Here is an 11,494-nt window from a genome sequence, read left to right on the forward strand (position 1 = left end):
GCGGGCAGGCCTTCCGGCTTGCTGGGACAGCCGGCGCACGAAGGGTCTCTGCGCGCCGGCCGCCCGGACCCCTTCAACGTATGGCACGCCGTGACAGCACGCAAGGCACTGGGTGCCATGAATCGATCTCAGATGAAATCTTTACGTAACAAATGAGCGATGATCGATCGAACGGCACCCGAAGGGAGCGGGAAAAGGGGTCCTGACATGGCAAAACGGCCACCCCGTGGGGTGGCCGTCGTCACAGCGGTGAGACCGTGCTCAGCGCTTCCTCAGCGCTTTCTCGGCGCTCCTGCGGTGCTCCTCAGTGGTCCTTCAGGGCCCGCTCGATGGTCCGCATCACCTCGTCCAGCGGGGCGTCGGTACGGGCGACCGTCACCAGCACCTCGCCCTGGGCGGACACCGAGGCGGCCGGCGGTTTCGGCGGCACCGTGCGGCGGCCCGCCATGATCCCGTTCCCGAAGGTCTTGCGGACGATCGAGAAGGCGTGGTCGAGCTCCGCCTCCACATCGCCCTGGCCGTCCGCCCTGAGCCAGCGCCGCAGCACGTGGTTGTGCGCGGTGACCACGGCGGACGCGGCGACCTCCGCCAGCAGCGGGTCGTCGCCGGCGTCCTCGTCGTGCGCGTGCTCGTCGAAGTGGCCGAGCAGGTAACGGGTGAAGAGGCGCTCGTAGCGGGCCACCGACGCGATCTCCGCCTCCCGCAGGGTGGGCACCTCGCGGGTCAGCCGGTAGCGGGCGACCGAGATCTCCGGCCGCGCCGCGTACATCCGCATGACCTCTTTGATGCCGCGGCACACCGTGTCGAGCGGATGCTCGTGCGCCGGCGCCGCGTTGAGCACCGCCTCGGCGCGCACCAGCGTGTCGTCGTGATCGGGGAAGATCGCCTCTTCCTTGGACCGGAAGTGCCGGAAGAAGGTGCGGCGGGCGACCCCGGCCGCGGCCGCGATCTCGTCGACGGTGGTGGCCTCGTACCCCTTGGTCGCGAACAGCTCCATCGCGGCGGCCGCCAGTTCCCGGCGCATCTTCAGCCGCTGGGCGGCGGCGCGACTGCCTGCGGCGCGTTCCGGCGGCTCGGTCGTGGCGGGTGTACGGGAGGACTTGGCGGGCTGGGACATGCCCCGAACGTACTGCATCCGCGCAGTTCGCCGCGCCGGACCGGGAACTCCCCCGCCCCCGGAGGGCGGGGGAGTTCCACGGCCGGCGGGCGGCGGGAACCGGCCGGGTTCCAGCAACCCGCCCCACTGGCCGTCGCCGCGGTACCAGTCGCCCAGGCGATGCGGCGGCTCAGCGCTTGGCATATTCGCGGAAGCCACGGCCGGTCTTGCGGCCGAGGCAGCCCGCGGCCACCAGGTGCTCCAGCAGCGGCGCCGGGGCGAGCCCCGGGTCGCGGAACTCGCGGTGCAGGACCTTCTCGATCGCGAGCGAGACGTCCAGCCCGACGACGTCCAGCAGCTCGAACGGGCCCATCGGGTAGCCGCCGCCCAGCTTCATCGCGGCGTCGATGTCGTCGAGGCTCGCATAGTGCTCCTGCACCATCTTGACCGCGTTGTTGAGGTACGGGAACAGCAGCGCGTTGACGATGAAACCGGCCCGGTCACCGCAGTCCACGGGGTGCTTGCGGATCGCCCGGCAGACCTCGCGCACCGTCGCGTGGACGTCGTCCTCGGTCAGCACCGTACGGACCACCTCGACCAGCTTCATGGCCGGCGCCGGGTTGAAGAAGTGCATGCCGATCACGTCCTGCGGACGCGAGGTGGCACGGGCGCAGGCGATCACGGGCAGCGAGGACGTGGTGGTGGCGAGCACCGCGCCCGGCTTGCAGACCTTGTCCAGCGTCCCGAACAGCTGCCGCTTGACCTCCAGGTCCTCGGCGACCGCCTCGACCGCCAGGTCCACGTCGGCGAAGTCGTCGTAGGAGCCCGTCGGCCGGACCCGCTCCAGGGCCTGGGCGGCGGCCTCGGCGGTCATCCGCCCCTTGTCGACGGAGCGCGCCAGGGACTTGCCGATCCGGGCCCTGGCACCCTGTGCCTTCTGCTCGGTGCGGGCGGCGAGGACCACGTGGTAGCCGGCCTTGGCGAACACCTCGGCGATGCCCGAGGCCATGGTGCCCGAGCCCGCCACGCCCACCGAACGCACCGGCCGGCCCTCGGCGTGCCGGCCGGCCTCCGACGGGGTCAGCGCGTCCCGCACGACGGCGGAGCTGCCCGGCTCCTCGTACGTGTAGAAGCCGCGTCCCGCCTTGCGGCCCGTCAGACCCGCCTCGCTCAGCTGCTTCAGGATCGGGGCCGGCGCGTGCAGCCGGTCGTGGGACTCCGCGTACATGGCCTCCAGGACCGTCCGCGCGGTGTCGATGCCGATCAGGTCGAGCAGCGCCAGCGGGCCCATCGGCAGACCGCAGCCCAGCCGCATCGCGGCGTCGATGTCCTCGCGGGAGGCGTAGTGCGACTCGTACATCGAGGCGGCCTGGTTGAGGTAGCCGAACAGCAGCCCGTCGGCGACGAATCCGGGCCGGTCGCCGACCGCGACCGGCTCCTTGCCGAGATCCAGGGCCAGCCCGGTGACCGCGGTGACGGCCGCCGGCGAGGTCAGCACCGAGGAGACGACCTCCACCAGCTTCATCGCCGGGGCGGGGTTGAAGAAGTGCAGGCCCAGCACGCGCTCGGGGCGGGCCGACTCGGCGGCGAGACGGGTGACCGACAGGGCGTTGGTGCCCGTCGCCAGGATCGTCTCCGGCCGCACCACGGTGTCGAGTTCACGGAAGATCTGCTGCTTGACCTCGTACGACTCCGGCACCACCTCGATCACCAGGTCGGCGCCGGCCGCCGCCGCGAGGTCGGTGGAGGTGGTCACGCGGGCCAGCAGTTCCGTGCGCTGCTCCCCGGTGAGCCGGCCGCGCTCCACGGCGCGGGCGGTCGAGGACTCCAGGGCGGCGACGCACCGCGTGGCCTGGGCCGCGCTGATGTCGATACCGACGACCTCGCGGCCGGCCTTGGCCAGGACCTCGGCGATGCCGGTGCCCATCGTGCCGAGGCCGACCACGGCGACGGTCCGGAGCGAGGGCGCGGGGGTGTCGGACTGGGGGGACAGGGGAGTGGCCATGGAGGGACTCCAGGAATGAGGGTGACGACGGAGAACACGCCCGGGTGCGCCTGAGGGCGCACTGGGTGCGTGCGTACGGAATGCGGGTGATGCCGGGCTGCGAGCGCACACGCCCGGTGCCGTCACGACGGGCACACGCCCGGGAACGGCGGTTCCGACCGGCCCTGTCCCGAGGCCGAGCCGTACTGCGGTACACGCGTACGAGTACCGAACCGACTGCACTCACCGTGGCTGCGTCACCAAACCACCGTGAGGAGAAACGAACAGCGAGAACGCGAGTGGGTAACTCGCTCGATTGAGCTTAACTCGCGGGTAACGAGCGCGCCAGCCCCCCGTCGATGTGACCTGGACCTCTCGCCGGGTCAGCGCCCCCGGATCAGAGAACCGACCTCGTGCCTGAGGAACGCGTCCTGGCAGAACTCGAAGTGGTCCACCCTGCGCAGGTCGAAGACCTGCCGGATGCCCCGCTGCCGCGCCAGGGCGACGACGTCGTTGAAACGCTGCTCGAAGTGCAGGGAGAAGAAGACCTGGGTCGTGTTGCTGATGGCCCGGATCCGCTCCAGACGCTGGAAGAACAGGTCGTACTGGCCGTCGGGCTGCCAGTAGTCCCAGAGGTCGGCCGCGTAGCGCTGCACCTGGTTCAGGTCCTTGCCGCTGATCTTGCGCAGGTACTCACAGAAGTTCTGGAACTCCACGAGGGTTTCCGGGATCTGGGCTATGCGCTTCAGCTCCGCCAGCGGCTGCTCGGGATTGAGCGCGGCGACCTTCCCGGAGATCACCATGGTGGAGTGGTTGATGTTCGGATCCAGCAGCAGGACGGAGTGCATCTTCGGCTGTCGCTCCGGGTGGTCCCGCCACAGCTCGGCCAGACGGAAGAGCAGGTCGCAGCCGACGGAGAAGCCCACCAGCGTCAACCGCTTGTACGGGTACTGCCGTTGCAGGTTGTTGATGGCCCCGCTGATGAGGTCCGTGTGGACGCCGATGCCGATCGGACGGTAGCGCCCGTCCCGGGCCTCCTCGGTGTTGTGCCCGAACAGGGTGATGGCGGCGGTGTGCTGGCGGGCGACGTTCATGTACGGACGGAAGTCGTCCGCGTCCAGACCCAGACCGTGCAACAGGACGACCAGGTCGGAGGAGTCGGTGCTGCGCTCCAGGTACCACAGTTGCCGCCCGATGACGGCGGTGTCCGACGGCAGGTCCTCCTCGAAGTCGTCCGCGTGGATCTCGAAGTGGCGCCGCACCACCGTGCGCCGCCGCTCACGGTGGAGCTCGGCCAGCCCGCGCGCCCACCAGGCGAGGGAGAAGACGGCGGCGACCGCGAGGACCACCAGGGTTCCGCCGGCGACGACATGACTCCACGTCCAGGCGATCACCGCTCGTGCCTCGTCGCTGTAGATGCCGATGGCCGCACCGGTGACGCCGCCGATCAGGGCCACGGCGGCGCGGTGCCGGTTGACGAAGGAAGCCACTCTTTCCAGTTGCGGCAGGTGACGGCTCATCGGTGCGCCTCCGGCCGGGTCAGGGCGCTCATGTCCGGACCCACGGTGACGTCCCCCATGAAATGCGCGTCGGACACGTCGGCCACGTGCAGCGGCTCGGTGCTGCCGTCCCGGTAGGCGTGGACGGTGCACCCCTTTCTCGCGAGCGCGTGGCTGGGCTCCATCACCAGCAGCAGCCCCGGAGTCCCCAGGGCCCGCATCACCGTCCGCACCAGCTCCTCCCTCGTCTCGCTCCCGTACTGGTAGAGGACGAAGCTGCACGTGACCACGTTGATGCGGTGTTCCGTCAGGAAGCCGGCCAGGCGCGGCGAATCCAGCAGGTCGAGCGGCAGGAGCCGTACCGCGCCGGCGGCGCTTCCAGGCTGCTCCGGCGACGCCTGCCCCCGTGACGCCTGCTCCCGTGACGCCTGTTTCAGCGACGACTGCTCCAGTGACCACAGGACTTCCGCGAGCCGCTGTTCGTAGTAGTCCGACGGCCCGTGGCAGGTACGGACCCATTCGAGGGTGGGCAGCGGCGGCCGGTCGACCCCGCAGACGAAGTCCAGCGGGATGGGCCGGTACGGCGGTGCCGCCGGATGCCAGCGCAGATCCGGGGCGAACCGACGGAAGATCACCTCGTTGTTCAGCTGCCGGGGAAGGAGCCCGATGCTGGTACCCAGGTCGAGCAGGCGGACCCCTCGCATGCCCCGGCTCTCGGCGAAGGCCCCGATGACGAGCTGGGGAAGCAGGAACCGCCGTGCTCCGGTGTAGGAGTTCGAGTGCGACTCCATGTGGCGGGAGATGGCGTGGCCCTGCGTCTCCAGCAGGTGCGCGAGGGCGGACGCGCGGTGGGCGAGAGGCTGCTCCGGATCGAACACCTCGGCCGGTCCCCCGAGCCGGCGGAGGTGATGCCGTACGGCTATCCCGAGCAGCGTGATGGTGTGCGCGTCGCTGATGTGCGGCCGGCTCCGCCACAGGGAGGCCAACAGCCGGTCCAGCCCCGTCGGATGCCGGAAGGCGGCGACCACGCCCAGACATTCGTGGAACGCGGACCATCCGTGACTGCCCTGCTGGTGGTGGCACATGTCGGCCACGGCCTCGCGAAGCGATTCCTTGCGTGGGGAGAACACCGGGCGCTCACTCCTTTGCGGGACGGGGTTCATGCCACGGCCGTACGGTGCAGCCATCGCCGTTGCGCGGGGGCGAGCCCCCGCAACGTGTGCCGGTCCGCGAAACGTTCGACCGTTTCGAGGACGCTCGGGGACACGTCGAGCCGGTGCAGTCCCGTCAGTGCCAGACGCATGACCCTCTGGGCGAGGTCGGCCGTGCCGGGGTCGGCCATGCCCCGCCGCGCCGCGTCGATCCAGTCCTGCCGGGTGGGCGGGGGCAGGCCGCCGGAGACGAGGCCGGCGGCCGCGTCGGAGGTCGTTCTGTCGTCCATGAGGGCGGCGACCACGGCCACGGGGACCATCCAGTCGTCGCCGTGCTGCGCATCGATCATGCGCAGCTCCAGATGCCCGCACGCGCGCACGGGCGGAACCAGCGTCTTGAGGTGGTGGAGGACGTCCTCGGGACGCACACCGCCGGGTCCCGCCCCGCGCAGCCACTGCCTGAGGGAGAGTCCCTCCGGCGCCGTCGTCCATACCGGAGCGGAGTCACGGCCGCCGTCGACGTCCGGTTCCGGTAGGTACCGGGGGCCGCCCGCAGCCGGCGGAAGGACGCCCGGACGGGTGTCCTCGCGGGCCGGACGGCGGATGGCCACGACGTTCGCGTCCAGGGCGTAGCGGGTCCAGGCGCGCCGCGGATCACCGTCGTACGGGAGAGGGCCGCTGCGAAAGCGGTCCGTCTGGAAGCGCAGCAGCTGCCGCCCCGACAACGCGGTCCCCCTCCGGTGGTCCTCCCCGTGCCGAACGGGTGAATTGGCGAACATCGCCATCAGCACGGGACCCAGCGAGTTGGCGACCAGCCACCTCCGGGACCTTCCGCGCCAGCCGTCGGAGGCGTCCCCGGCGTCCACGTTCACCTGCACGGAGGCGGTGTTGCACAGGAGTGCGTCACCGCTGCTTCCCCAGCGCGCGTAGTAGCGGCGCAGGGCCTGGTAGCGGGGCAGCGCGACCGCGAACTCCGGGGGCCGGGGGTCGAGCCCTCCGGCGACCAGCCTCAACCCGTGCAGACGGGCCTGTTCCCGTACGACGGCGAGGTCCGCGGCGGCGGCTTCCAGGCACGACCGCAGGGACTCGTGCGGGGCGCTGCTCAGCTCCAGCTGACCGCCGGGCTCCCATGAGATCAGCCCGCCCCGGGGAAGCGGCTTCTCGAAGCGATGGGCGAGGAGTGCCAGCTCCTCGCGAGTGGGCCGACGCGTGGGATCGCTGCTGGGGGCAACGAACCATTCGAGTTCCACACCCGTTCGCCCCACCCGGTCCCGGCACAGTGCGTTTCTGAAGATCAGTCGTGCCGCTTCCGACTCGCTGAGTGAATCTTCCAATGAAACACGCTCCCCCGGCCCGTTGGATCCACCTGACGTAAATGGCTCGTGATGTTCCATTGCTGTCTGCTTATTGGCGCACTATCGGCGCCCGTGCGACCGTGCAGGAATCTTTTCGGGTGAGAGCCTTTCTACCCGGGTCGGGTGAAGCTGAACCTCTTGCTCACCGCGCGAATTACGATCTTCGTATTTGGGGCGGATCGCGTGGGGGTGGATCGAGGGTGATGTTCCGGTGGGCGGGAGGGGCTGCCGTTCGGTGTGCGATTTTCTGGGTTCCCGGGGCGTGGACGGACGGGGGTACTCGTCCGGGTCGGGTGTGCGCGCGGCGTTCGACGACTGTCACGGATTCCTGAAGTCGCCTTGCTCATACCTGAGTTGAGGCGGATGTGGGGTGGTGGACGCCGGGGCGGGGCGGGACGGCGAGGGGTGGGCGGCCGCTCTCGCCCCGCGGCCCCCGGCCGCGAACGGCCTGATCGGGGGGATCGCGGCGGGGGGCTGAACGTGAAACGCCCCGACTCGTCAAATGGAGGCGGATACTGGACTACTCTGACGTACTCGCGTTGTCCGGACTTCCGTCTCGTTGGGGAGTGGTCGATCCTGTGAAAACCCTCATTCATTCCAATCGCCTGGCCACCCGACGTTTCGGGCAGTTGTCCTATATGGAACGCGTGGCCGATTCTCGTACCGTGAGCGTGTTCTTTCATGGGCTGGGTCTGGACGCCACGGATTATCAGGAGTATCTGGAGTCGCACGAAACCCACGCAATCGCAGTCAATCTCGCCGGCTATGCGCCCAGAGCCGGTGACCGCGTGCCGCCGGTGCCGGTGTCCCGGCATGTCGAGATGGTGGCCGGCCTGGTGGAGCGGATCGGCCGTGACAACCCCGACAAGCCGATCACCCTGGTGGGGTTCTCCCTCGGTGCGGACCTGGTGCTCCAACTGGCGGAGCACTGGACCAGTGGCACGAGCGGCAGACGCCCGTCCCTCGGGGGAGCGCTGCTGCTGGATCCCAACGCGAACCGGTCGACCATGACGATCTCCCAGTTGTTCGCCGCCGCCGACGGCCGTGACCCCCTCCCGGCCCTGAAGAAACTGGTAGGCCTCGCACCGGACCTCGAAGGGTTCCGGACGTTGTGCAGCTATGCGAGCAGGATCGCGGCGAAAGACTTCAGCCAGGTCCACCAACTCGCCGACGATATGATCAATTACTGGGATCCCGTGGGGTACGACCAGTTCGGCGCGCGCGTTTCCCGTGTCGCGGAAATGGCCGCCAAGGTCAACATCGTACTGTCCGCCGATTACGGGGAACATCTGCCCGAGATGCGGGCCGCTGCGCGGCGCCGGGGCTGCACGGAGGAAAAGGTCTCCTTCACCATCACGGACCTCGATCACTTCGGCTTGATCGAGCACCCCGTGCTCTCGCGTGAGCTCGAATCCCTCGGCTGCGGGTGATCCCGATGGGAGAAATCGTCCGCTCGGTCCTGGAACGCCTGCGACAGGAGTCGGGCGGATCGGCGCAGTACACGCGGCTGGCGGCGACCGACCGTCCGGACGGCCTCGCCGACGTGCTCACCGAACCGGGGCAGCCGCTCTGGGCCAGGGAACTGGCCGCCTTCCGGCTGGGGCTCGCGGGGGACCGGCGGGCCTTCGAGTCCCTCGTGCTTCTCCTCAACCACCGGGACCCCCCGCGCTGCGCCGGCGCCGCCTACGCCCTGGCCCGCCTCGGCGACCCGCGCACCGCCCGTGCCGCCGCCGCCCTCGCCACCAACGAACTCCGCGTCGCCTACGCCCTGCACCCGGTACGCCTGCTCGTCGCACTGCGCGCCCCGGAGGCCGTGCCCGCCCTGATCACCACGCTGCAGCGGCGGCTGCGCCCGCACGACCCGTACCGCAGGGTCGCCCTCGCCTGCGTGGACGGACTGGGCGAACTCGGCGACGCCCGCGCCGAACCCGTCCTGAACGAGGCCCTGGCCCACCCCGCCCTGGCCGAGGCGGCGGTCCAGGCCCTGGCGCGGATCCCCGGGCAGCGGCGGGCGTCCGCGCCGCGGATCCCGGGGCAGAGGTGACCGCGGCCTCCGCGGCGGGGGCCGGCCGGGCCGCTCAGCCGCGGAGATCCTTCGCGTACCGCACCTCGGGCACCACCGCCCCGCCCACCTCGAAGGCCTCCTCGGCGCCGTCCGCGGCGAAGCCGGCCCGCTCGTAGAAGCGGCGGGCGTGGGCGTTGCCCTCGAGGACCCACAGAAACATGCGCTCGTGTCCGGCGACGGCGCAGTGCCGGACCGCCGTCGCGAGGAGGGCCCTGCCCACGCCCCGGCCGATGTGCTCGGGGCGGAGGTAGAGGGCGTACAACTCGGCGTCCTCGGTGCGTGTGTCACCGTCCCGGTACGGGCCGAAGGCCACCCAGCCGAGGAGTCCGCCGTCGCCCCCGTCGGCCACCAGGTTCCGCACGCTTCCGTCGCCGTCCAGCAGGCGGGCGCGCCGCCGGTCGGCGTCCGCCGCGATGTCGAGGCCGTCGAGATACGGCTGAGGGACGAGGCCCTTGTAGGCGTGCTGCCAGCCGCGTACGCGGATCCCGGCGACCTCGGCGCAGTCGTCCGCCGTCATCGGGCGCGGCACGAACCCCGCCGGGGACGCGGGGAGGACGTCGGCGGGAGCGGGGGCGGGAGTGGTGGTCCCGGTCGGTTCACTCATGGCTTCATGGTGGGCCGGGGGTCCGACAACACCGTGCCCCGCCCCCGGCTTCCCGCCCCGACGGCTCGCCGCCTGCTCAGCTGCGGAAGCCGAGCAGGCCGTGCAGGGTCGAGCCGCGGGACGTGAGGGACGCGGCCTTCGAGGTCCGCGGGGTCGGGTCGGGCAGGGCCTCGCACACCGCGTCGGCCCCGCCGCGCCCGCGCGGCACGGTGCCGTCGGCCAGATAGGCCGTCAGGTGCTCGTCCAGGCAGGCGTTGCCGCTCAGCGTGATGCCGTGGTTGCCGCCGTCCTGCTCCACCACCAGGCTGGAGCCGGCCAGCAGCTGGTGGACCGTCACGCCGCCCCGGTAGGGGGTGGCCGCGTCGTCGGTGGCCTGGAAGAGCAGCGCCGGCGGCAGCTTCCCGTTGACGACGTTCACGGGCCGCAGCGACTCGGTCGGCCAGAACGCGCACGCCGCGTTGTACCAGGCGTTGTTCCACGTCATGAACGGCGCCCGCTCGTACACCTCCCAGTTGTCCTTGCGCCACTGCCGCCAGTCCCGCGGCCAGGACGCGTCCCGGCACTCGACCGCCGTGTAGACGCTGTAGCCGTTGGCACCGGCGGCGTCGGTCGCGCCGAAGTTCTCGTACGTCCTGACCAGTGGTCCGACGTCGCCCTCGTTCACGTACGCCGCGAACGCCTCCGCCAGATAGGGCCAGTAGCCGTTGTAGTAGCCGCCCGGCAGGAAGGTGTCCTCCAGTTCGGCCGCGCCCACCTTGTCACCGGCCGGCTTCTCGGCCAGGGCCGCGCGCATCGCGTACCACTCGGCCTCGATCTCCTCCGGATCGGTGCCGAGCCGGTAGGTGCCGTCGTGCTCGGCGATCCAGGCCATCAGGGCGCGGTGGCGGTCGTCGAAGGCGTGGTCCTGGTTCAGGTTGGCCTCGTACCAGACCTCGGTGGGGTCGACGACCGAGTCGAGGACCAGGCGCCGTACCCGCTCCGGGAACAGCTTGGCGTACACGGCGCCCAGATACGTGCCGTAGGAGTAGCCGAAGTAATTGATCTTCTCCGCGCCCAGCGCCTGCCGGATCACGTCCATGTCGCGCACCGCGCTGGTGGTGTTCACGTGCGGCAGGAGATCCGCGTGCTTCTTGCCGCAGGCGTCGGCGAACGACTTCACGCGCGCGAGGTTGGCCTGTTCCACCGCGCGGGTGCTCGGCACCGTGTTCGGCCGCACCGGGTCGAAGAAGCCCGGCTCGCAGTTGAGTGCGGGCCTGCTCTCGCCCACCCCGCGCGGATCGAAGCCGATCACGTCGTACTGGGCGGCCACCTCCTTCGGCAGCGAGGCCGCGACGAACCCGGCGAGCGCCAGCCCGCTGCCGCCGGGGCCGCCCGGGTTGACCAGCAGCGGGCCCTGGTACTTCTTCGCGGTGTGCGGAACGCGGGACAGCGCGAGGGTGATCTTCCGCCCCTCGGGGCGGGCGTGGTCGAGCGGTACTTCGACGGACGCGCACTGCAGCGTCGGATAGTTCTCGGTGCCGCACTCCTTCCACACGGGTCTCGCCGCGCGGAACGTGTCGGCGCCGCTCGGTGCGGCCGCCTCGGCGGGCAGGGCCGTCAGGCTCCCGGCCATGACGGCGGCGGCACTGCACAGCACTGCTGCGCGTTTCCTCATGGGTCCTCCCAGGACGGAGGTCGGTGAACCGCGGGCTCACGGTCCACGCGGCATCGTCCCGGAATGAGCCGTTGGATGAACGCGTT

The 11,494-nt window shown here is 70.7% G+C and carries 9 protein-coding genes; 2 read left to right on the forward strand and 7 right to left on the reverse strand.

The window, feature by feature from the left end:
* Positions 1-304 precede the first annotated feature (304 nt).
* The 5 genes from ACIF80_RS27370 to ACIF80_RS27390 all read right to left on the reverse strand — a co-directional run bounded on the left by ACIF80_RS27370 (position 305) and on the right by ACIF80_RS27390 (position 6,980).
* Entirely contained in the window at positions 305-1,117 is an 813-nt protein-coding gene (locus ACIF80_RS27370; protein WP_399809585.1) for a TetR family transcriptional regulator, read from the reverse strand.
* Between the two features lie 169 nt (positions 1,118-1,286).
* Positions 1,287-3,101, reverse strand: a complete 1,815-nt coding sequence (locus ACIF80_RS27375) for a 3-hydroxyacyl-CoA dehydrogenase family protein (protein ID WP_399809587.1) — start codon at positions 3,099-3,101, stop codon at positions 1,287-1,289.
* A gap of 362 nt (positions 3,102-3,463) precedes the next feature.
* On the reverse strand, positions 3,464-4,600 hold the full coding sequence (locus tag ACIF80_RS27380) for a hypothetical protein (protein WP_399809589.1): 1,137 nt from the start codon (positions 4,598-4,600) through the stop codon (positions 3,464-3,466).
* Positions 4,597-5,709 carry a hypothetical protein gene (locus tag ACIF80_RS27385; RefSeq protein ID WP_399809590.1) on the reverse strand — a complete coding sequence of 371 codons (1,113 nt, stop codon included), beginning with the start codon at positions 5,707-5,709 and terminating at the stop codon, positions 4,597-4,599. Before ACIF80_RS27385 ends, ACIF80_RS27380 begins: the two co-directional genes overlap by 4 nt.
* 29 nt (positions 5,710-5,738) lie before the next feature.
* The gene (locus tag ACIF80_RS27390; protein ID WP_399809592.1) at positions 5,739-6,980 is read right to left on the reverse strand and encodes a glutamate-cysteine ligase family protein; all 1,242 of its coding nucleotides are present in this window, start codon (positions 6,978-6,980) and stop codon (positions 5,739-5,741) included.
* 671 nt (positions 6,981-7,651) lie between these two features.
* On the opposite strand from ACIF80_RS27390, the gene ACIF80_RS27395 reads away from it, so the two are divergent.
* Together ACIF80_RS27395 and ACIF80_RS27400 are read left to right on the forward strand one after the other, a co-directional pair.
* A complete protein-coding gene (locus ACIF80_RS27395; RefSeq protein ID WP_399809594.1) occupies positions 7,652-8,515 on the forward strand; it encodes an alpha/beta fold hydrolase in 864 nt (287 codons plus the stop codon).
* 5 nt (positions 8,516-8,520) lie between these two features.
* Positions 8,521-9,129, forward strand: a complete 609-nt coding sequence (locus ACIF80_RS27400) for an adenylosuccinate lyase (RefSeq protein WP_399809595.1) — start codon at positions 8,521-8,523, stop codon at positions 9,127-9,129.
* A 34-nt stretch (positions 9,130-9,163) separates the two neighbouring features.
* Here the strand turns inward: ACIF80_RS27400 and ACIF80_RS27405 are convergent, their stop codons facing one another.
* Together ACIF80_RS27405 and ACIF80_RS27410 are read right to left on the reverse strand one after the other, a co-directional pair.
* Complete coding sequence (locus ACIF80_RS27405) at positions 9,164-9,667, reverse strand: GNAT family N-acetyltransferase (RefSeq protein ID WP_399809730.1); 504 nt, start codon at positions 9,665-9,667, stop codon at positions 9,164-9,166.
* Between the two features lie 163 nt (positions 9,668-9,830).
* Complete coding sequence (locus ACIF80_RS27410) at positions 9,831-11,408, reverse strand: alpha/beta hydrolase (RefSeq protein WP_399809597.1); 1,578 nt, start codon at positions 11,406-11,408, stop codon at positions 9,831-9,833.
* Positions 11,409-11,494 lie beyond the last annotated feature (86 nt).

The sequence above is a fragment of the Streptomyces sp. NPDC085927 genome (assembly GCF_044540975.1).
GTDB lineage: Bacteria > Actinomycetota > Actinomycetes > Streptomycetales > Streptomycetaceae > Streptomyces > Streptomyces hirsutus.

Bases quoted from the DNA above. Each gene is read 5' to 3' on its own strand.
- ACIF80_RS27370 (WP_399809585.1), bottom strand. From the start codon at position 1,117: ATGTCCCAGCCCGCCAAGTCCTCCCGTACACCCGCCACGACCGAGCCG.
- ACIF80_RS27375 (WP_399809587.1), bottom strand. From the start codon at position 3,101: ATGGCCACTCCCCTGTCCCCCCAGTCCGACACCCCCGCGCCCTCGCTC.
- ACIF80_RS27380 (WP_399809589.1), bottom strand. From the start codon at position 4,600: ATGAGCCGTCACCTGCCGCAACTGGAAAGAGTGGCTTCCTTCGTCAAC.
- ACIF80_RS27400 (WP_399809595.1), top strand. From the start codon at position 8,521: ATGGGAGAAATCGTCCGCTCGGTCCTGGAACGCCTGCGACAGGAGTCG.
- ACIF80_RS27405 (WP_399809730.1), bottom strand. From the start codon at position 9,667: ATGACGGCGGACGACTGCGCCGAGGTCGCCGGGATCCGCGTACGCGGC.
- ACIF80_RS27410 (WP_399809597.1), bottom strand. From the start codon at position 11,408: ATGAGGAAACGCGCAGCAGTGCTGTGCAGTGCCGCCGCCGTCATGGCC.